Genomic DNA, 22221 nt, shown 5'->3' with positions numbered 1-22221 from the left:
ATTATTAAATTGTTAAGACATTAAATTACGGTTAACACGTTTGACGGTTTTGTATTATCTTTACCTTTACCACCGCAAAACATACACATACGTGTTACTATGAAGAAAAAAGACATCAAGATCTTACTGGTTGACGATGAGCAGGATATCCTGGAAATAGTGGGGTATAACCTTTCACAGGAAGGCTATCAGGTGGTAACGGCGGCCAATGGCAGAGAGGCTATTGCCAAAGCCAAAAAAGAGTTGCCGCACCTAATAATAATGGACGTGATGATGCCCGAAATGGACGGCATGGAAGCGGTAGAAAATATAAGGAGGATGCCGGAGCTCAGTAATGTGATCATAACGTTCCTTACTGCCCGCAGTGAAGACTATTCGCAAGTGGCAGGTTTCGATGCCGGGGCAGATGATTACATCGCCAAGCCAATAAAACCGAAGCTGCTTGTGAGCAAAGTAAAAGCGCTGCTAAGGAGGCTTAAGGATGATGAAAGCAAAGACGATGTACTGCGTGTAGGCGCAATAGAGATAAACCGCGAAGAATACAAGATCGTTATGGAAGACCGCGAAATCGTGCTCCCGCGAAAAGAATTCGAGCTTTTTTACCTGCTGGCTTCAAAACCGGGCAAGGTATTCAAAAGGGAAGAGATACTGGACAAAGTGTGGGGCAACGAGGTAGTGGTAGGCGGCAGGACAATAGACGTTCACATTCGCAAGCTTCGCGAAAAAATAGGGGAGGATCTGTTTAAAACAATAAAAGGAGTAGGCTATAAGCTGGAGGTTTAGTGGCAATAAGTTTTAAGAAAACATACAAGTTTGCTGTTAAGTCAGCATTATACATTACGCTGTTCTCAACCGGGTTCCTTGCGGGGATGATGTATTTCTTCGATATCCTCCGGTGGGATTTCATTGCCATCTTTGTAGTTTCCCTTTTCATATTTTCTTTTTTTGTTATACAGTACCGCGTAGAACGGTTCATTTACCGCAGGGTAAAAAAAATATACGACGACGTTTCGCTGCTCGAGTCGAGCACCTTCCGCAACAAATCCATCACCACAGATATGGCCACGCTTACCCGCGAGGTGCAAAAATTCGCGCGGGATAAGAAGATCGAGATCGAAACGCTGAAAATACGCGAAGAATACCGGCGCGAATTTCTGGGCAATGTATCCCACGAGCTTAAAACCCCGCTGTTTACAGTGCAGGGCTACCTGTTAACACTGCTTGATGGCGCGATGAACGATAAAACACTCCGCAAAAAGTACCTGCAGCGTGCCGAAAAAGGTGTGGAAAGGCTTATCTATATCGTACAGGACCTCGATATGATAACCAAGCTTGAGGTGGGAGACCTGAACCTAAATTATACAAAATTCAATATTGTTGAAGTGGTGCAGAATGTTTTCGACCTGCTGGAGATGAAAGCCGATAAGAAAAACATTATGCTCATGTTCGACATGAAGTACATCAAGCCTGTAATGGTATATGCCGACCGCGAAAAGATACAGCAGGTGATTACCAACCTTGTGGTGAACTCCATAAAATACGGCCGCGAAAACGGTACTACCGAAATAAGTATCGAAGACCTGGTGAACAACAAGATCATCGTCAGGATAAAAGACAATGGCGAGGGAATCGAGAAAAAACACATCCCGCGCCTGTTCGAGCGTTTTTACCGTGTCGACAAGAGCGGTGCCCGTACCGAAGGCGGCTCAGGTTTAGGCCTTTCTATTGTAAAGCACATCATAGAAGGCCACGACGAAAAAATCTATGTGGAAAGCAAATTTGGCGAAGGGTCAGAATTTTCTTTTACACTGGAGAAAATGAAGTAATTGCATGACCTCTTTTCAGCGAAAGTGAAGCTGCCCCATCTCTTTGGCAGAGTGCCGGCCGTTCAAAACTATCTTAATAAGTGCAATCTAAAATTATTCCCATTGTCATATATTTCCCTAATTTTACCGAAATTTAAATATAAGCGTGGGAAGTAAGAACAAATTAAAAAGGTTCAGGGAAAATGAAACGTTTGGGAATGTATTGCAGCCCAGGCGGGAAGATGCGATGGCAGGGGAGTTTCCTTTGAAAGGGAATTGGAATGCTGAATTCTTTAAGAACGACAAGCCTATAGTGCTCGAGCTGGGATGTGGCAAAGGCGAATATACCATCGGTATGGCCGAAAGGTACCCCGAAAACAATTACATAGGTATAGATATTAAGGGCGCCCGCTTTTGGAGAGGGGCCAAAACAGCCTTAGAAAAAGGGTTGGACAATGTAGCGTTCCTTCGCACACAGATAGAGCTTATCGAAAATTTCTTTGCCGATGGCGAGGTGTCAGAGATATGGATCACCTTCCCTGACCCGCAGATAAAATACAAGCGTACCAAGCACAGGCTTACGAATACCGAATTCCTACAGCGCTATAAAAAGATACTCAAGCCGGATGGCGTGGTAAACCTGAAAACCGACAGCGAATTCATGCACGGCTATACCCTTGGTCTGCTTCATGGCGAGGGGCACGAGGTTATTTATGCCAATCACCATGTGTACCGCAACGAGGGTGCGCCCGAGATCGTTACGGGCATCCAGACTTTTTATGAGCAGCAATACCTGGAGCAGAACAAGGCAATAACCTACATACGCTTCAAAATAAAATAATTTATGGAGATACTCCTTCCGCTGCTTTTGGGCTTTGTCATGTCATCCATAGGTGTAGCCCTTCCGGGGCTGCTCAACATGACGGCAGCCAAGATCAGCCTGAAGGAAGGAAGGCAAAGAGCCCTTGTTTTTGCGCTTGGCGCTTCCGTAGTGGTCTTTTTCCAGACGTATATTGCCGTATCATTTGCAAAGTTCCTTAATAGCCGGCCCGATATTATTGCGATACTCGAAGAGACCGGGCTCGTTATCTTCTCGATACTCACTTTATATTTTCTCTTTATCGCAAAGAAGAAAAAAATAAAAAAAGGTAAAGACATCGTAAAGCTGAAAAGCCGCACCAGCAACTTTTTCCTGGGGGCACTGCTTTCGGCGCTCAATTTCTTCCCGATACCCTATTACGTGTTTATAAGCGTTTCTTTTTCGGCCTATAAATACTTTTACTTTACCAACCTGTTTGTGTCGCTCTTTGTAATAGGCGTGGTAGTCGGTTCGTTTTCCATATTTTACCTCTACATTGTCTTCTTTAAAAAATTAGAGCACAAGGCCGACTTTTTCATGAAGAATGTCAACTATTTCATTGGTGGGGTAACAGGCCTGGTCTCCGTCCTTACGCTTATCAGGATATTGCGCAGCCAATAAAATTAAACTGCCATGGTGGATAACGATAACTTTTTCGAACGCGTGTATGAGGTCGTAAAGCAGGTACCCGAAGGCAGGGTTACATCGTATGGCACTATTGCAAAATACCTGGGTGCAGCAAGATCGGCACGCATGGTAGGCTGGGCGATGAATGCCTGTGGCGGCCGCGATGATGTCCCGGCACACCGTGTGGTAAACCGTGTAGGCCTGCTATCGGGCAAGCACCATTTTGAAGGCACCAACCTCATGCAGCAGCTGCTGGAAAATGAAGGTGTGAAAGTAAAGGAAAACAAAGTCGTAAAATTCGAAAAGCTCTTCTGGGACCCGGTGAAGGAGCTGGGGTTTTAGGTCGAAGGTGGGAAGTCCGAAGTCGGAGGTCCGATGTCTGGTGCCTAAAACGTTATGTGGCATTAGTTTACAACCTTTCATCCTCGTTGTTCACGCTTTAACTTCCAGCTCAGTACATCGGACCTCCGACTTCGGACTTCCCACACTTCCAGCAAAAAAACTTTCCCGTATCACCTTTTCCTATTATCTTTGCTGTTTGAAATTAGTCTTAATAAGAGGCTGTTAGATATATCATGAAACTAGACAGAAAAGAAATACTTAGTGCCCTCGAAACCATAACACTTGCCGGAGAAGGCCAGAACATGGTAGAAAGTGGTGCTGTGAGAAATGTACTCACATTTGGTGATGAGGTAGTGGTAGAAATGGTGATGCATACTCCTGCCATGCACATCCGCAAGCGCGCGGAAGCCGATATCATCAAAACCATACAGGAAAAAATATATGCCGATGCGAAAGTAAAGGTAAATGTAAAAGTGGAAACTCCTGAAAAGCCGGAGATCAAAGGGAAAGGCATACCGGGTATCAGCAATGTTATTGCGGTGTCATCGGGTAAAGGCGGTGTGGGTAAATCGACCATAACGGCTAACCTTGCGGTTACCCTTGCCAAAATGGGCTTTAAGGTAGGCGTGCTTGATGCCGACATCTACGGGCCATCAATGCCTATCATGTTCGATGTGGAGCGCGAGCGCCCTATATCTGTACAGGTGGACGGAAAGTCGAAAATGAAGCCAATCGAAAATTACGGCGTACAGCTGTTGTCGATAGGATTCTTTACCAGCCCTGAGCAGGCGGTAATATGGCGCGGGCCAATGGCCAGCAAGGCGCTGAACCAGATGATATTTGATGCCGACTGGGGTGAGCTTGACTTCATGCTGATTGACCTGCCGCCGGGAACGGGAGATATACACCTTTCTATCATGCAGTCGCTTCCGGTAACGGGCGCAGTAGTGGTAAGCACGCCGCAGGCGGTGGCTTTGGCCGATGCCAAAAAAGGAGTAGCCATGTTCCGCCAGGAAAGCATCAATGTACCGGTACTGGGGATCATCGAAAATATGGCTTACTTTACGCCCGAAGAGCTTCCTGATAACAAATACTATATCTTTGGTAAAGAAGGCGCAAGGAACCTTGCCGAAGACCTTGAGGTGCCGTTCCTTGGCGAAGTGCCTTTAGTACAAAGCATCCGCGAGGCCGGCGACTATGGCCGCCCTGCCGCATTGCAGACCGCGACCCCGCTCGAAGCCGCCTTTGAAGCGCTTGCCCGCGAGGTAGTGCAGGAAACGGTAAACAGGAACGAGAACCTTCCGGCAACCGAAGCAATCAAAATAACGACGATGGCTGGCTGTTCAGCAGTAAAAAAGAAATAAAATGACAACAGAAGAAATTAAAAGCAGTGTAGAAAGGGCCCTCGATGAGATCCGCCCGTTCCTTGAATCTGACGGAGGGAATATTTCGCTTATCAGTATTGAGGATGACAAGCACGTGCAAGTGCGCCTTGAAGGGGCCTGTGTAGGCTGCAGCGTGAACCAGATGACCCTTAAGGCCGGCGTGGAGACTACCATTAAAAAGTATGCCCCGCAGATCGAGACGGTAGTAAACGTTGCATAAATATTTTGGCGAAAGCTGATAACCATCATATTTTAGGAAAGCTGTTTTAAAGAACTTTGCTTTAGAAATGCTTATATCCAAAACTTAATAATGATCACAACAGATATATTAATAATCGGTGCGGGCCCTACAGGGCTTTTTGCCGTGTTTGAAGCAGGGCTGCTCAAGCTGAAATGCCATATTATCGATGGCCTTCCGCAACCGGGAGGGCAGCTTACAGAACTTTACCCGAAAAAACCGATCTTCGATATTCCCGGATTTCCTTCTGTATTGGCGGGCGACCTGGTAGATAACCTTATGGAGCAGATAAAGCAGTTCCAGCCGGGCTTTACACTAAATGAAAAGGCCGAAACAGTACAAAAACTGGAAGACGGAACTTTTTTAGTAACTACCAATAAAGGTACGGAGCACCATGCCAAAGCCATTGCCATAGCCGGTGGGTTGGGCAGCTTTGAACCCCGTAAGCCACTAATTGAAAATATTGCATTCTACGAAGATAAGGGCGTAGAGTATTTTGTTAAGGACCCTGAACTTTTCCGCGGCAAGCGTATCGTTATTGCAGGCGGTGGCGACTCCGCGCTGGACTGGAGCGTTTTCCTTGCCGATGTAGCATCCGAGGTTACGCTCGTGCACAGGCGCAATGAGTTCCGCGGTGCGCTCGACTCGGTAGAGAAAGTACAGGAACTGAAAAAAGCAGGCAAGATACGCCTCATAACTCCGGCCGAAGTGACCGGTATATATGGTTCCGAAAAAGTGGAGGCGCTGGATGTTGAGGTAGATGGTGCCCACGCTAAGATAGAAACCGACTATTTTATACCATTATTCGGGCTTACGCCAAAACTTGGCGCGTTGGCCAACTGGGGCCTTGAAATAGAAAAGAACGCTATTAAGGTAAACAACGCGCTGGATTACCAAACGAATATTGAGGGCATCTATGCGATAGGCGACATCAATACCTATCCCGGAAAACTAAAGCTGATATTATGCGGCTTCCATGAGGCGACACTGATGTGCCAGAGCGTGTACAACAAGCTGAACCCCGGAAAGAAGTATGTCCTTAAATACACGACCGTAAGCGGTGTCGACGGCTTTGATGGTACAAGAAAAGAAGCAGAGAAGCAGGTAGTCAAGGCAATAGAATAATAGTTGAATGTTATAATGTTGAAAGTTAAAAAGTCTTATCGTTACGCTTAAAAACTTTATAGCATTTAAACATTCAACATTCAAACTAAGAAAATGGAAATAACCCTAAAAATAACCGACCGCGAAGGCATTGTACACGAAGTGCAGGCTCCAACCGATATGGCCATGAACATCATGGAAGTGTGCAGGGCCTATGAGTTGGCACCCGAAGGCACTATTGGCATCTGCGGCGGAATGGCCATGTGCGCTTCCTGCCAGTGCTATATCCTTAATGATGTTGCCCTTCCCGAAATGGGCCCTGACGAGGAGGCCATGCTTTCGGAAGCATACAATGTAAAGCCCAACAGCCGCCTTGGCTGCCAGATACCGATAACGGAAGAGCTGGATGGATTAGCGCTGGAATTGGCACCGGAGGAATAAGGATTTTGAATTTATATCAATAAAAAAGCGGGGCAATCAATGCCCCGCTTTTTGTATATGGTATTCGTTAGTGTTAGTTCTTAACGAATTTCAGTTTCTTAGACTGGCTGCCTTTATCTATTTTGATAAAGTAAATACCATTGCTATAAGAAGAAGTGTTAACAGTAAGGTTAGCGTTGCTGCTTACTTTTACTGTGGCAATCGTTTGGCCAAGGTTATTGTAGATCGTGAAGCTGTCAGGCAGTTCGCCATTTTCCACTGCAATGTTCAGGATATCCTGGGCAGGGTTCGGATATAGGTTTATACCGTTAAGCAATTCAAAATCCTGAACTCCGAGAGGTGGCTGGCATACTGTAGAGGTAGTGAGCGAAGCCCTTCTTGGTGAGTTTTGCATTACCGTCCTGATCCTTATTTTTTGGTCAGCTGTAAATAAGTTCATGCAGTTGTCCCTGGTATAGTCCATATAGTTATTGGTCATATCCACTCCGGCTAACGATGGGCAGGAGTCAAAACCGTCAGGACATGTGTCATTTGCTGTTTCAGAGACTGGCGTGTCAGCACAGTAATCCCCGTTTTGAGGTGCAGAGCTACACCCATCATAATCGCCCCAAATATGCCTTAAGCCAAGTGCGTGGCCTATTTCGTGTGTTGCAGTACGGCCTTTGTCATAAGGTGTCTGATAAGTGCCTCCAGGGAAAATAGTCCTTGACCCGAAATTTTGATACCCAATCACAACGCCATCAGTGTTGGCGGTATAAGGTCCACTAAGGCCCTGAAGGGTAGATGCGGCAGGGAATTGCGCGTAACCCAGTACATCGCTAAGGTCAAGTCCAAAACGGCATACCCAGATGTTAAAGTATTTAGTCGGATCCCATATTGTTTCAGGTTTCATGATGTTCTCAATATCATCGTTGCCCCATTGAGACACTCCAAGGTTTACCCTGTCAATACCATTGGTAAGCGTGCCATCGGGCGCTGTTTTGGCAAGGCAGAATTCTATCTCGACATCGGCGCCTACCTCATCGCTGTTGAATCCGGGTGTGCCGGCCATTTTCCTGTAATCCTGGTTAAGAACCGTGATCTGGGAAAGTACCTGTCCTTCTTTAATGTTTTCACCTGAGCCTACATTATCGCCGTCGTGTATTACGTGTACAACAACAGGTATCGTGATTACAATAGCTTCATTGCTTGGGGATGCCTGCCTGTGTAATTTTTCCTCAGCAATTTTTCCTGCAATCCACTGTTCAAATTGTTCTTTTGTAGCCCTGTCTTCAAATTTTTCCTGCAGGTAATCTTCGTATTCTGTTGATACACATCGTATGTGGCCGCTTTCGGTTGGGGCTGCTTTTACAGGCCTTCCAAATGCCCTTGCCTGTTTTTGGGCATTAGCAGTGTAGCCCAATGTAAGGAAGATGGCTAGTAAAGCAAGTTTACTATAGATAGTTTTTTTCATGTTTGGGTAAAAAGTAATAAAAATGTTTTAAAAAAGTCTCGAAAGGTACTTAAAATCAGTGTTATTCCAAATAAAAAACGTTAAAATTAGTAGCTGATTATCAGTATACAAACGTAAATCAAAGTGCTGCGAAATGCAAAAAATGTAGGTAAAAACACTAAATGCAGCGGTAAACGTTAAGTAAATGTTAAATGCGTTTATTTATTTCGTCTTTATAAGTGTCGCCGATAGGAATAACGAAATCGTCAATTTGTATGGTTTTATTGTAAATTGTTTTAATTTTTCTCAATGGGACTATATACGACCTGTGTACCCTTAAAAATTCTGAATCTGGCAGTTTTTCAAGGATGCTTTTCATTGATAGCCGGGTGGTTATAGGAGTTTTGCCTTTCAGGTGGATCCGGATATAGTCATCAAGCCCTTCTACCAACAGTATATCACTAAATTCTATACGGTGCAGTTTGTAATCGGCACGTATCAGGAGGTGGTTGTGCTCTGTTGTGTTTTGCCTTGCTTTCTGTTCTTTTGTGGCTTTCTCTGTCGCTGTCATAAACCGCTCGAACGAGAAAGGCTTCAGAAGATAATCAACAGCATTCACATTAAAACCTTCTACCGCATATTCGCTATAGGCTGTGGTAAATATTACCATTATATCGTTGTCAAGCTGCCTGTAAAAGTCGAGCCCATTTTTTCCCGGCATCTGGATGTCAAGAAACAGGAGGTCTACCGGAAATTTATTCAGGTACTTTAAGGCTTCTGCCGTATTGGTAAAGGTTTTTTCCAGCTCAACAGTTGCCGATTGCCTGCAAAAATGCTCTATGACCTTAAGGGCCAGGGGCTCATCGTCTATGGCTATGGCTTTTATCATGCCAATGTAAGTGTTAGTTTAACCTCAAAGGAAGCATCAGTATCAAATATAGCCAATTTGTGCTTTTGCGGATAAAGATATTCCAGCCTTTGCCGGGTATTTTCTATACCCTGCTCGCTTTTTTCCTCAAGCGGTATTGCTACAGCTACTTTGTTGTTCTTAACGCTCAGTTCCAGTTCTTTTTCCGTAACGTCGATAGCGATAGCTATAAAGGTATCCTCCTCGGGATTCAGCCCGTGCTTAAAGGCATTTTCTATAAATGGGATCAGCAGCATTGGCGATATCCTTTTGCCGGTAAGATCGCCTGTAATGATAAATGAAAAAGGCGTGCCGCCGTCCATACGCAGCTGTTGCAGGCTGATGTAATTTTTCAGGTACCCTATCTCGCTTTCAAGCGGTACAATGTCGCGGCTGCTTTCAGTAACCACATACCGCATCATGGCCGAGAGCTTCAGTATAGCCTCAGGTGCTGCATCCGATTTTTCAAGGGCCAGCGCATACAGGCTGTTTAATGTATTGAACAGGAAATGTGGATTAATCTGTGCTTTAAGGTAAGAGACCTCTGTCTTTAGCTTTTCACTTTGAATCGTTGCCAGGCGCTGGCTTACCCGCATAAAGAAAGAAAGGAAAAATACAAGCAGGAACTGGAACACCGACCCGCCACGGAAAAAAGGCACAAAATGGTGTCCGTAGTCCCGGTGGTGAAATTCGTGCTGTGGCATAGCAGAGGGCATACGTCCGTTGCCCAAAACAAAGCATGGCAGCAATGCTATTGTAAAATAACAGCCTGTAATTGCTAAAAAGAAAAGCAGCCGTCGGTTAGAGAAATACAGCTTTGGGATAAAGTACACGTAGTTTGCGTAAAAAAAAGCAAGGAGCAATACATAGGTACTAAAATCGCGCTGAAAAGGCGCTATGTGAAACAGGCCGGGCGATTCGCGATCCGGTGACGACAGTATCGGGATGCTCAGGAAGAGCACACTGCCCAGTATATGAAGAAGGTAGGTTTGCGTTTTTTTTGCCATTACAGGAAATATTGCGCCAAAATTACTGAGAAAATACCGCTGACGCGAAATTATGAGGTAAAACGGTCTATTACCGCGGTAAATGAATAGCCCCCGCTTTATTGGCGGGGGCTATTTAAATAGAATTGTTAATGTCTAGGATTTAATGAATCGTAGTGTTCGTGAATTTTCGCCCGAAGCGATTTTGATGAAGTAAACACCGTTGGCATAGCCGGAAACATTTACCTGTTGCGTAGCCGAAGCAAATTTGCCATTGCCCATAACCTGGCCAAGGCTGTTGTATATGGTGTAGCTATCAGGAAGCGCCAATGCCTGTGGCAGAGCAATCGTAAGCTGGCTGCTCGCAGGGTTCGGGTACAGGCTGATGAGGTTAAGCCCTTCTGCTTTTTCTCCAAGGCCAAGATTGCTGTCAATCCTGAAATCTTTGGTTTCCTGCTGTCCGAACTGTCCGCCTTCAGCGATCAGTATACCCTCGGCTGTTTCCACCCTGTAGTAGCCCTCGCCATATTCGCAGCACATTCCGTCACCCTGAAGGTCAAATACGCCAAATGAATAACATCCGTCTGCAGGAATCGGCACCGTTATAGTGTGAAGCTCATTAGGCCCATAAGTGTCAAACTGGCCCGTATTGAAATCGATATTCGCCGCGATTGGGTTTTGATCGCCGTCTACTACTGCCCAAATAGTTTCTTCTCCAAAATCGTCCGTCATAATAGTTACTATAACCGATGAAGTGTTGTATGCTCCAACAATGGTAAATGCCTGCGACTTGTTGTCGTTTGCAGGCGCCTGGTCGTCAATACCGTTAGCCGAATCTATGGCAACGTTAAAAGTATGGCTTCCCGGTGCAACAGTAAACTCAGGAAGCTGGATGGTTGTTTGCTGTCCGTTAGCAAGGCTTCCTGACCAGTTGTACACTGCCGGTGCCTGGGCATCAATGTAATAATTAATGGCAGCGGTAGTCAACGTTGTGTTGCCTGTGTTTTTAAGCACAACCTGCGGAGCGAATGTACTGCCACACCCCGGATTCACACCCTGAATGTTCAAAGAGCCGTCAGTGTTGAAGACCTCGCCCGGTACGCAGCCGTTAGATGTTGTAAGCGAAGCCCTCCTTGGTGAGTTAGCCAGCACGGCCATCATCCTGTCTTTTTGGTTCAGTGTAAAAATATTCAGGCAGGCATCGTCGGTATAGTCCATATAATTCTGCACCATATCGTGGCCCGCATCGTTAGGGCATGAATCCCAGTCGGCATCAGGACATCCCTGGTTAGCATCAGCAGCTGCTGGGGTATCGTCGCAAAAGTCGTTGCCCATGCAATCTGTTTCATCTCCCCAAATGTGCCTAAGGCCAAAAAAGTGCCCAATCTCGTGCGAAGCTGTCCTTCCTTTGTCTTTATTCGGGAAATAATTTCCGCCGGGATAAACGTCTACCGAGCCAAAGCAATTGGCAGCGATTACAACACCGTCGGTATTGGCTGTTACAGGCGTTCCGTCGTCAAGCCCATCCAGTCCGGAGTCGGTGGGGAATTGTGCATATCCCGCCAGCTGAAGAAAGCCTCCAACATATATTTCATTCACAACCCAAAGGTTAAGGTATTTTGTAGGGTCCCATTGGGTTTGGGTTTTAAGGACTTCGACATCCTCCATATCCCAACCTTCATCAGAGCCAAGTTCATAACGGATGATACCCGATGTATTGAGTCCTGCCGGATCGCGTTGCGCCATGCAGAATTCAATTTCAAGGTCAGCTCCCACAGGGTTGTCGTTGTAGCCGGGAGTATTCAGCATTTTCCTGAAATCCTGGTTAAGAACTGTAATCTGTGACAGGATTTGTCCATCGGCAATATTTTCGTTTGTTCCAACAGGGTCTCCATTGTGTATTACATGTACTACCACCGGTATAGTTACAACAGTGTTAGTATTCTGCCCGCTTTTCTGCAGGCGCCTTGCTTTTGCTTCGGCAACTTTTGGCGCTATCCATTGTTCAAACTGTTGCTTGTTCGCCCTTTGCGGATCTTTTCGCTGCAAAAGCGATTCGTATTCCGTAACGCCGCATTTTGCAAATTCTACTGGCTTTCCAAACCTTTTGGCTGGATGTGTCTGTGCGTTGGCTCCGAGGGAAATGAAAGCCAGGCCGAGCAAACCGGCTTTGATGGTAAAGTTTAATTTCATTTAATAATAGGTGAGATTGATAATTGCGCCGAATGTAGTTAAAATTATGTTAACCGCGACACAACAAGGCATAAAAAATCCCCTTCATAGGGGATTATATTATATAGTGGCTTTACGCTTGTGATCAATAATTGACCTCTATAAGAGAGACAGTTAAGCATGATTAGTTTTCCATATCTCGGTTAATTAATATTTATTAATTGGTAAATATCAAAAAAATCTTTAGGTCCGTTAGGTGTGGATTTTGAATAGTAGAATCCATCAATTTTTGCGAAAAGTGCAAATCTCCCATTATTTAATGTAATTTGTCCAGTTCCACCAGCTAATAAGCCTAGTCTTATGTTATAGAGTTCAGTAAATTTTATATTACCTCCTACTGCCTGAATAATTATGAATTCACCTCCTACCGCGTTAGATTTAATTTCGTTTACAATTTTTAGGCTCGTACCTGTAGCTAATATAACCATGCGCGACGATATCAAATTAATGTCATTTTTTGAAGTAACAAGGTTTTCAGTAGTTGTAAGATTTGAAATATCTATATTTCGCTTTATGCCTTGTGTATCCCCTAGATTAGTTGGTGCGTTATTAAAATAATTTCCACTTCCGTTAATACCTATTGTATTATTTATATTTTCAACAGATACAAAGTATGTGTGTCCCGAATTGTTGCGAGGATCCATGACTTGATTATTATGTACATTAACGTGTGCAAATTCGGCCAAAATAACACGTCCTGAATTAGGTACGGTTTTATATGGTGTTGCACTATAAAGGAAATAATTATTGAGAATATTAATAGCTTTTGCGGTTTTGTCTATGCTAGAACCCTTTGCTACAATTGCTCTGTTAAGGTTTTCGAACCAACAACCATCAATTTTAATATTACTAGAATCCTGTATGAATATCGCATGTTCCCCAAACTGAAAAGTACATGTATTGAAAGTAATTATACATGGACTTACAATACCATTCTGTAGCGGGCCTATGTAAACATTGATGCCATTAATTGTGTAATTTGGTACTCCGGCTGCAACTTTATATGGGCCACTATCGACTCTGCAATTAGTAAACGAGAATTGTGCATTTTGTCCTATAATTTGCAATGAATTTGGAATATCGAATGTCGGAAAATCTGGTTTAAGGTCCGATACTCCTTCTATAAAAACGTTTTCAAGTGTAATGAATTGGTTCATGAGATTATATTGGTAGTCTATCTCATCCCCTCCACCTCCAAAAAGTAGAGAATGTCGCGTAAAATTTGTAATTAGCACATTTTTAATAGAAGATTCCCAAAGTCCTCCTGAAACTTTATCGGGATTGCCATCGAGTTGGGCCGTAAAATTCAAACCACCTATGAGCTTACCTGTAAGAGGGTTAAAATTTGCCACTCTATTTCCAACAAACCAAATTCCACTAATATTAACTGATCGGTTAACTCCTGGCGCCATCTGTATTAAATAATCGGCTGTTGAGTCAGGATGTACTCCAATTTTAGTATGCTCGGAGGAACTACCCATAAGTGTAACACCTGTTTTTAAAGTAAGTTGTTTCACTTTATACTCTCCATTAGGTACAAAGACTACGTTGCTTTTATTGTAAATGAAAGGGTTGGCAGGATAATTCGCTGTGCTTTTTGCAGCATAATTAATGGCTGCCTGAAAGCCATCTGTAGCATCAACACTGGGATTCTCGCCCATTACACCATAAAACCTAACATCGATAAACCCTGTAAATTGCCGAATCCACATACCTTCATGACCTGAGGTTTGAGTAGTGGGCGCAATAAAGATGCCGCCGTCATCTGTCGCTATACCTGATAAAGGACGTTTAAAAATGAAAGTCCCACCACCTCCATCGCCTCTGTTGGTATATGCCTGAACAAAAGCAGTAATTTCATCTGTACCAACAGGATAATTCTTTAATTCCGCAATGTTTCCTACAGTAATGTTTAGATATGACATATTTATAGATTTTAATTTAATAAGCTCTCAATGTAGTTAAAATTATGTTAACCGCGACACAACAAGGCATAAAAAATCCCCGCTTATAATGGCGGGGATCAACTTTAACTTATATCGAAGCGAGGTCGTGCTGGAGTATATTTTCCTCGATCGCATCCCACAGGGCGATCCTTTTTTCGAGCGCCTGTACCGATACTTCTTCCACCTCTTTCCATTTCCTTGAGTCGGAGCCGCACAGCTCAGTAACCATCTGCATTGCCATTGGCCCGTGCTCATCGGCATCCAGGGCAATGTGGCGCTCGAAGTAATAAATGAGCTTATCAAGATTGGCTTCGGGGAAACTTTCCCTGAAGTTCTTCAGTATCTCGGTAAACATTGAAGGTATAAGGTCTTCGCGGCCAAAGGTAAATGCCGCTGCAATTTCATGAGGATGGCCTTTATCGATAACCCTGAACGTGAAATCGAGAAATGCCTTTATGTTTTCGTGCAGCCCGCTTTTTTTGATGGATACAAAAATATTCTGGGTCTCCACCACATCATCAAGGAAGGCTTCTATGGCCGATGTATCAGCGCCACATGCCTTCATGGCATCCAGGTACATTTCATAATGGCTCTGCCTTTGCCCCTCGGCATTAATGTCGGTCTCCTCTGCAAGCACGATCTCATTGATAAGGTATCGTATCTCGGGGTTGCCTACAGGCAGCCATGGGGTAGTGGTGCAGGTAAGCTTTGACTGCAACGCCTTAAGCAGCGACATAAAATCCCAAACTGCATGAACATGCCCTTCAAGAAAATGCTTCAGATCGTCAATAGTTTTTACCTTAGTGTATAAGGAATGCTGTAACAACAGATCCCTTTGGGGCTGGATGCTGTTGTTGATCGTAGAAATATTCATAGCATTAGTTTTTTACAAAATTATGAAAGAGGCTCTTATTAGGAACACCGTTGTAATTGTTTTTACCAATACAAATATAGTGCCTGACTATTATTGGAATTTATAAATATAACGCCGTATTTTAAGAAATATTGAACGTTTAACTGATTTTTTAATTCTGATTTCCCTACGAAAAGGTTATTGTTGAAAAGTTTTGCATATATGCCATATTTTGCTTTCCATTCGGTCGAAATGAAATACATGCTCCCACTTGCTATGTAAATGAAAATGAAAAGACCCCAAAAGCTTTAAACCTTTGGGGCCTGTATATTAATTAGGAACTAAATGTTCTTTATATAATCTATTCTTATTTAAACGCAGCAAAACCAGTAACATCCATACCTGTAATAAGTAAGTGGATGTCGTGTGTACCTTCATAAGTTACAACACTTTCAAGGTTCATCATGTGGCGCATGATAGAGTATTCACCGGTAATACCCATACCGCCCAGCATCTGGCGCGCATCGCGAGCTATGGTAAGTGCCATATCAACATTGTTACGCTTTGCCATAGAGATCTGTGCTGTAGTGGCTTTGCCTTCATTGCGAAGTACGCCAAGCCTCCAGGTAAGGAGCTGAGCTTTGGTGATTTCGGTAATCATTTCGGCCAGTTTCTTTTGCTGCAGCTGTGTAGCCCCGATAGGCTTGTCGAACTGGATACGCTCCTGTGAGTAGCGAAGCGCCGTATCGTAGCAGTCCATTGCAGCGCCGATAGCGCCCCATGCAATACCGTAGCGTGCCGAGTCAAGGCAGCCAAGCGGCGCACCAAGCCCCGATTTATTAGGAAGCAGGTTCTCTTTCGGAACCTTTACATTGTCAAATATAAGCTCGCCGGTAGCAGATGCCCTTAGCGACCATTTGTTGTGTGTTTCAGGAGTAGTAAAGCCTTCCATTCCACGCTCTACGATAAGCCCGTGGATACGGCCACTCTCGTCTTTCGCCCATACTACCGCTATGTCGGCAAATGGTGCATTAGAGATCCACATTTTGGCACCGTTAAGCAGGTAGTGGTCGCCTTTATCTTTAAAGTTGGTCACCATCCCGCCTGGGTTCGAGCCATAGTCAGGCTCGGTAAGGCCAAAACAGCCCATGAATTCGCCTGAGGCAAGTTTCGGCAGGTATTTCATACGCTGCTCCTCGTTGCCATATTTCCATATAGGGTACATTACCAGCGACGATTGTACCGATGCGGTAGAGCGTACGCCGCTGTCGCCCCTTTCGATCTCCTGCATGATAAGCCCGTAAGAGATCTGGTCAAGGCCTGCGCCGCCATACTCTTCAGGGATATAAGGGCCAAAAGCGCCAATATCGGCAAGGCCTTTTATGATCTGCGTTGGGAATTCTGCTTTTTGGGCATAGTCTTCTATTATCGGGGAAACTTCACGCTTAACCCACTCGCGGGCAGCATCGCGCACCATTTTATGCTCATCTGTCAGCAGCTCGTCCAACAGGTAGTAGTCAGGTGCCTGGAAAAGATCAGGTTTCATGTAGTTTTGTTTTAATAGGGGCAAAAGTAAAGAAGTATTCTAACAAATCAATAAAAAAATGTGTGATATTCTATCGAAAATGAAATATAAGCAAAGGTTACGGTTTTGTTACACTATATACATCAAGGCAATATGCTTTTGCTTCCCGATAATCGGCAATGGGAGTGTAAACAAACATTTCAGGCGATTTATCATAATAGAAATAATGAAAATTGATAATTGGCGGCCCAATACTGTTTTCCACATCTCTTAATGGCAAAACCTGCATTTTATCTTTATCGCAAATGGCGACAAAATTTTTCCCATTTTCCTCGAAAACTGAGTATTCATAATTCCCAATTGATATTTCCCAAGATCCCCTTGGCTTATCTTTTGGCCAACAACTGCAATGGCTAATAACCTCCGGCCCATAACTATCATAAATAAAATCTGAAACTTTATATTTTTTTAGCCCATAGCCGTGGGTATAACTGAAATCATTATATCTTTTAACCAGTTTGCCATCTTTCCAAACATTTACTGTGCTGTCTGTTGCCACAAAATCTGCATGTGCCACCTCGTAATTCATTACTGCAAATTCAGGAAAAAATTCACGGTAACCTATCCTGGTATCATATTTATCGCTTCCGTCATAGTCAATAATATGTTCGCTAAATTGATACTGCAATACAATATCAGGTTTGTTGCTGCAGGACAGCAAAAGCAACAGCAGTAGTAATGTGATAAAATGTCGTGTCATAATAAATGGCTGTCCAAAAATACTAAATACCGGATTAACAACAGTATTTAATTTAAAAAAAGAAAGCCCGGCTTTTACACCGGGACTTTCACTCAAACCAAACCAATTAATAAACAAAGCATCTTAATTCCATCCGCCGCCAAGAGAACGATAGATGGTAACTGTGGCATTCATCTGCTGAAGCCTTGTTTCAATAAGGTCAAATTTCGACTCAAGCGCATCACGCTGGGTCAGTAGTACTTCCATATAATCTGCACGTGCCGATTGGAAAAGGTCGTTCGATATCGTGATCGACTGGTTCAATGCGTCCACTTCCTGTGCTTTCAGGTCGTAGCTTTTTTGCAGGTTGCTTATTCTCGAAACCTGGTTGGCTATCTGGATATACGCTTCAAGTATCGTACGCTCGTAGTTGATAACGGCTTGTATCTGTTTCGAGTTAGCGCTGTAGTAAGCCGCCTTTATCGCATTCCTGTTGATGAGCGGTGCGGTAAGGTCGCCCGCGAGGGTATACAGCAATGATTTCGGTTTTATAAGGTACGACGGGTCAAACGCCTGGTAGCCTATGCCTGCCGAAATGCCAAGCTGCGGGTAGAAGCGTGCCTTAGCCACTTTTACATCGAGTTTAGCTGCCATAAGGTCAAGCTCTGCCTGACGGATATCAGGGCGGTTAGCCAGCATCTGCGAAGGGATACCTGACTGTACTATCTGTGGCACAAGGTCGGTAAAAGCCTGGTTGCTGCGCTGTACCGGCTGCGGGAAACGGCCCACAAGAAAGTTTATCCTGTTCTCGGTCTCCACGATCTTCTGCTGTATGTCGTACTGAAGGCTTTGTGTGTTAAGCACCTGTGCCTGGAACCTGCGCACGGCAAGCTCGGTAACACGGGCCGACTGTTTTTGCAGCTTCACGATTTCCAAAGCATTCGTCTGTATCTCAATGTTCTGCTTTACAATAGCCAGCTGGTTATCCAGCGCAAGCAGCTCATAATAGGTAGCAGCAATCTCACCGATAAGGTTGGTCACCATAAAGTTCTTGCCTTCTACAGTAGAAAGGTACCTGTTCACGGCTGCCTTTTTAGCATTATGCAATTTATTCCAGATATCGATCTCCCATGATGCGGTAGCGCCAAACCTGTAGTCCTGCAGCGGCTCCGGCATTTCCTTGCCCGGCGTGATGTCGGTCGTAGCCTCCAGTGCACCAATATTGGTGTACCGGCCTACTTTGTCTACGCCTGCACCGGCACCCAGCCCTACGAACGGAAGGTACTCCCCTTTACGGGCACGTATCTCGTTCTTGGCGATCTGTATTTCCTGCATCGTGATATTCAGCTCCTGGTTGTTTTGCAGGGCCGTATCAATAAGGGACACAAGGTTCGGGTCGGTAAAATACTGCTTCCATTTCATCTGGGCGGTATTTGTAGTATCCTGCGACATGCCGGTCGCATAGGCGGCCGGAACGTTCCTGTTCTCATCCCGCTGCACTACGCCCGGGAGTTTACATGCTGTAAAGGCTATCGCAACTGCGGCTACGACGAGGCCTCTGTATATTATCTTCTTAACCATACTATTTGGTTTCATTAGTTTCATCATTATTTGTAGCGAAATTATCTACCTGGTGGGCAAGCGAGTCGGATAAGGAACTTTCGTCTTCAAACTTGATCAGTTTCCGTCCGTCTGCCATGGAACCAAAGATGTAATATAATCCAGGTACGATAATTACTCCGAATACGGTTCCGAAAAGCATACCTCCCAGTGCAGCGCCACCAATAGTCTTGTTACCGATAGCACCTGCACCTGTGGCGATGATCAGCGGGATCAAACCTGCGATGAACGCGAATGAGGTCATCAGGATCGGACGGAAACGCACCTTGGCACCTTCAATGGCTGCTTCAAATATCGTAAAGCCTTCGTGTCGCTTCTGGACGGCAAACTCTACGATCAATACTGCGTTCTTACCCAAGAGCCCGACGAGCATGATAAGCCCGATCTGTGCATAGATGTTGTTTTCAAGTCCCATTAGCTTAAGCATAAGGAATGTTCCGAAAACCCCTACCGGAAGCGAGAACACAACCGCAAGCGGGATGATGAAGCTTTCATACTGCGCAGCAAGCACAAAGTATACGAACGCCAGTACGATAAGGAAGATGTAAACCGATTCGTTACCCCTGTTGGCCTCGTCATACGAAAGGCCTTCCCATGCAATACCGTAGCCCTTCGGCAGCTTTTCGGCAACTTCCTTAACGGCGGCGATGGCATCGGCCGTAGTGTAGCCTTTGGCAGGAAGCCCCTGGATCGCTGCAGAGTTGTACATGTTATAACGGGTAATCTCATTCGGCCCCTGTCCTTTTACAAGCTTCATGAAAGCAGAGTAAGGTACCATTTCGCCTTTATCATTTTTCACGAACATATTAAGGATGTCTGATGGAAGCCTCCTGAATTTAGGGTCGGACTGTACATATACCTTAAAGAAACGGTTGAACTTAATGAAGCCCTGTTCGTAAGTACTACCTACCATGATGTTAAGGTTTTCCATCGCTTCACCGATAGATACGCCTTTCTGCATCGCAAGGTTGTTGTCTATCACCAATTCATACTGCGGATAGTTGGCCGCGAAGAAGGTAAATAAACCGGTAAGCTCTTTACGCTTGCCTAGCTCATCCATAAACTGCTTGTTCACTTTGTCGAAATCCTGGTAATCGGTAGTCGTATTTTTGTCAAGCAAACGCATTGAGAAACCTCCCGAAGAACCGAAACCCGGGATGGCCGGCGGCTCGAAGAACTCAATTTTTGCCCCAAGGTTCCTGGTCTTGCCTTCCAGCTCTTCCATGATCTCGGTAACTTTATGTTTCCTGTCATGCCAAGGCTTAAGGTTGATAAGACAGGTACCGGCGTTGGATCCGCGGCCTTCGGTCATGATCTCATAACCTGCAAGCGATGAAACCGATTCTACACCATCTACCTCTTCACATATTTTCTGAAGCCTTTGCGAAACCTGGTTTGTGGTTTCAAGCGTAGAGCCCGGAGGTGTCTGGATGATCGCATAGATGGTACCCTGGTCTTCAATCGGGATAAAGCCTCCCGGAAGTATCTTGTTCACATAGAAGGTACCGGCACAAAACGCGATAAGTACTACGAAGGTAACCAATCTCCTGCTAACAATATTACGCAGCAAGCCTACATATTTACCGGTCATTTTATCAAAGCCGCGGTTAAAGCTGTCAAGGCCTTTGGTAAGGATGTTCTTTTTCTTTTCATGGCCATGGTGGTTTTTCAAAAGCATGGCACACAATACAGGTGTCAGCGTAAGCGCCACAATAGCCGAAATTACGATCGAGCTCGCCATGGTAATAGAGAACTGGCGGTAGAATGTACCTACAGGGCCCGACATGAACGATATAGGAAGGAATACCGACACCATTACCGCAGTGATCGCGATGATCGCCCCGGTGATCTCACCCAATACTTTTTTCACGGCAAGATATGGCGATATATGCGGGAATTCCTCAAACTTGGCATGCACCGCCTCGACGACGACAATCGCGTCATCCACAACGATACCAATAGCGAGTACAAGTGCAAACAGCGTTACCAGATTGATGGAAAGGCCGAACATCTGAATGGCAAAGAATGCCCCGATGAGGGATACCGGCACAGCAAGGATCGGGATCAGGGTAGAACGCCAGTCGCCAAGGAAGATGAATACCACGATAGCCACAAGGATGAACGCATCCCTTAGTGTATGCACTACCTGTTCGATCGATGCATCAAGGAACTGCGATACGTCATAACTGATCTTATAGTCCATTCCCGGAGGGAAGGTTTGCCTCATTTCCTCCAGTTTCAATTTCACGTTCTTGATTACATCACTCGCGTTACTACCGTAATTCTGTTTCAATACGATGGATGCCGAAGGGTGCCCGTCAAGGTTCGAGTAGATATCGAAGAATTCACTGCCCAGCTCGGCACGGCCAATGTCTTTCAGGCGGATGGCTTCACCACCGGCATTGGCACGGATAATAACATTCTCATATTCCGAAGGCTCACTGAAACGGCCTTTATATGTCAGTACATATTCAAGCGACTGAGCCTGGATACCTGAGCTCTGCCCGATACGTCCCGGACGCCCTACGATACTCTGCTCGCCCAGCGCCTTCATCACCTCGTCTACAGAGATATTGTATGCCCTCATACGCTCAGGGTTCAGCCAGATACGCATTGCGTAAGTACGGCTACCCAATATCTGTGTACGTCCCACACCCTTGATCCTGTTGATCTCAGGGATCATTTTTACGCTCGCATAATTGTACAGGAATTTTTCATCCATGGTCTTATTCTTCGCGTACAGGTTCACATACATCAACATACTCGGCTGGATAGGGGTGATAACAACCCCTTCCCGCTGTACAAGTTCCGGTAACAGCGGCATAACCTGGTCAACCCTGGTCTTAACCCTGATAACCGCCTGGTTAGGGTCGGTGCCCGGTTCAAAGATGATCCTTAGTGTTGCTTCACCGGCACTGGTCGCATCGGTGGCTACATAACGTGCATCCTGCACACCGTTGATGGCATTTTCCAACGTAATAAGGGTCGATTTAACCAATACGTCGGCACTCGCGCCCGGATAGGCGATAAAGATATTCACAGTTGTCGGCGCAATTTCTGGAAATTGCGATGTTGGCAGCTGCATAATTGACAACGATCCCATGAAAACGATCATGATCGAGATCACAATCGCAAAGACGGGCCTTTGTATGAATTTACTAAACATGTTTTTTTCTTTTT

At 45.0% G+C, this 22221-nt stretch carries 19 protein-coding genes; 9 read left to right on the top strand and 10 right to left on the bottom strand.

Translation table 11 applies throughout. The features are described from left to right. Positions 1-99: 99 nt before the first annotated feature. The 9 genes from HYN59_RS02515 to HYN59_RS02475 all read left to right on the top strand — a co-directional run bounded on the left by HYN59_RS02515 (position 100) and on the right by HYN59_RS02475 (position 6801). Positions 100-783 carry a response regulator transcription factor gene (locus tag HYN59_RS02515; protein ID WP_108776762.1) on the top strand — a complete coding sequence of 228 codons (684 nt, stop codon included), beginning with the start codon at positions 100-102 and terminating at the stop codon, positions 781-783. Beyond that, positions 783-1826, top strand: a complete 1044-nt coding sequence (locus HYN59_RS02510; protein ID WP_108776761.1) for a sensor histidine kinase — start codon at positions 783-785, stop codon at positions 1824-1826. Before HYN59_RS02515 ends, HYN59_RS02510 begins: the two co-directional genes overlap by 1 nt. A gap of 145 nt (positions 1827-1971) precedes the next feature. Next, positions 1972-2646, top strand: a complete 675-nt coding sequence (gene trmB, locus HYN59_RS02505) for a tRNA (guanosine(46)-N7)-methyltransferase TrmB (RefSeq protein WP_108776760.1) — start codon at positions 1972-1974, stop codon at positions 2644-2646. A 3-nt stretch (positions 2647-2649) separates the two neighbouring features. Beyond that, positions 2650-3285, top strand: a complete 636-nt coding sequence (locus HYN59_RS02500) for a LysE family transporter (protein ID WP_108776759.1) — start codon at positions 2650-2652, stop codon at positions 3283-3285. Between the two features lie 12 nt (positions 3286-3297). Continuing rightward, positions 3298-3633, top strand: coding sequence for an MGMT family protein (locus HYN59_RS02495; protein WP_108776758.1), 336 nt, complete (start codon positions 3298-3300; stop codon positions 3631-3633). 233 nt (positions 3634-3866) lie between these two features. Further along, positions 3867-4997 (top strand): Mrp/NBP35 family ATP-binding protein, encoded by a 1131-nt coding sequence (locus HYN59_RS02490; RefSeq protein ID WP_181369496.1) that lies wholly within the window; start codon positions 3867-3869, stop codon positions 4995-4997. Position 4998: 1 nt separating this feature from the next. Then, the gene (locus HYN59_RS02485; protein ID WP_108776756.1) at positions 4999-5238 is read left to right on the top strand and encodes a NifU family protein; all 240 of its coding nucleotides are present in this window, start codon (positions 4999-5001) and stop codon (positions 5236-5238) included. Between the two features lie 90 nt (positions 5239-5328). Then, positions 5329-6381 (top strand): NAD(P)/FAD-dependent oxidoreductase, encoded by a 1053-nt coding sequence (locus tag HYN59_RS02480; protein WP_108776755.1) that lies wholly within the window; start codon positions 5329-5331, stop codon positions 6379-6381. Positions 6382-6474: 93 nt separating this feature from the next. Continuing rightward, positions 6475-6801, top strand: coding sequence for a 2Fe-2S iron-sulfur cluster-binding family protein (locus HYN59_RS02475; protein WP_108776754.1), 327 nt, complete (start codon positions 6475-6477; stop codon positions 6799-6801). 73 nt (positions 6802-6874) lie between these two features. Here HYN59_RS02475 and HYN59_RS02470 read toward each other — a convergent pair whose 3' ends face one another. The 10 genes from HYN59_RS02470 to HYN59_RS02420 all read right to left on the bottom strand — a co-directional run bounded on the left by HYN59_RS02470 (position 6875) and on the right by HYN59_RS02420 (position 22207). Next, positions 6875-8254, bottom strand: coding sequence for a T9SS type A sorting domain-containing protein (locus HYN59_RS02470; protein ID WP_108776753.1), 1380 nt, complete (start codon positions 8252-8254; stop codon positions 6875-6877). Positions 8255-8441: 187 nt separating this feature from the next. After that, positions 8442-9122: a LytR/AlgR family response regulator transcription factor gene (locus HYN59_RS02465; RefSeq protein ID WP_108776752.1), complete on the bottom strand. Its 681-nt coding sequence runs from the start codon at positions 9120-9122 to the stop codon at positions 8442-8444. Further along, positions 9119-10147 (bottom strand): sensor histidine kinase, encoded by a 1029-nt coding sequence (locus tag HYN59_RS02460; RefSeq protein ID WP_108776751.1) that lies wholly within the window; start codon positions 10145-10147, stop codon positions 9119-9121. The genes HYN59_RS02465 and HYN59_RS02460 overlap by 4 nt, the downstream gene beginning before the upstream one ends. Before the next feature lie 135 nt (positions 10148-10282). Continuing rightward, positions 10283-12319 carry a M43 family zinc metalloprotease gene (locus HYN59_RS02455; RefSeq protein ID WP_108776750.1) on the bottom strand — a complete coding sequence of 679 codons (2037 nt, stop codon included), beginning with the start codon at positions 12317-12319 and terminating at the stop codon, positions 10283-10285. Positions 12320-12501: 182 nt separating this feature from the next. After that, on the bottom strand, positions 12502-14283 hold the full coding sequence (locus HYN59_RS02450; protein WP_108776749.1) for a hypothetical protein: 1782 nt from the start codon (positions 14281-14283) through the stop codon (positions 12502-12504). Positions 14284-14392: 109 nt separating this feature from the next. Further along, the gene (locus HYN59_RS02445; protein ID WP_108776748.1) at positions 14393-15178 is read right to left on the bottom strand and encodes a DUF3050 domain-containing protein; all 786 of its coding nucleotides are present in this window, start codon (positions 15176-15178) and stop codon (positions 14393-14395) included. Positions 15179-15524: 346 nt separating this feature from the next. After that, positions 15525-16703 (bottom strand): acyl-CoA dehydrogenase family protein, encoded by a 1179-nt coding sequence (locus HYN59_RS02435; protein ID WP_108776746.1) that lies wholly within the window; start codon positions 16701-16703, stop codon positions 15525-15527. A 97-nt stretch (positions 16704-16800) separates the two neighbouring features. Further along, positions 16801-17538, bottom strand: coding sequence for a hypothetical protein (locus HYN59_RS02430; RefSeq protein ID WP_108776745.1), 738 nt, complete (start codon positions 17536-17538; stop codon positions 16801-16803). A 27-nt stretch (positions 17539-17565) separates the two neighbouring features. Further along, positions 17566-19002, bottom strand: coding sequence for a TolC family protein (locus HYN59_RS02425; RefSeq protein WP_108779620.1), 1437 nt, complete (start codon positions 19000-19002; stop codon positions 17566-17568). 1 nt (position 19003) lies between these two features. Then, positions 19004-22207 carry an efflux RND transporter permease subunit gene (locus tag HYN59_RS02420; RefSeq protein ID WP_108776744.1) on the bottom strand — a complete coding sequence of 1068 codons (3204 nt, stop codon included), beginning with the start codon at positions 22205-22207 and terminating at the stop codon, positions 19004-19006. Positions 22208-22221 lie beyond the last annotated feature (14 nt).

This window comes from Flavobacterium album, assembly GCF_003096035.1.
Lineage (GTDB): Bacteria > Bacteroidota > Bacteroidia > Flavobacteriales > Flavobacteriaceae > Flavobacterium > Flavobacterium album.
Note: the sequence above shows the minus strand (reverse complement) of the source record. Positions and strands in the feature narration are given on the sequence as shown.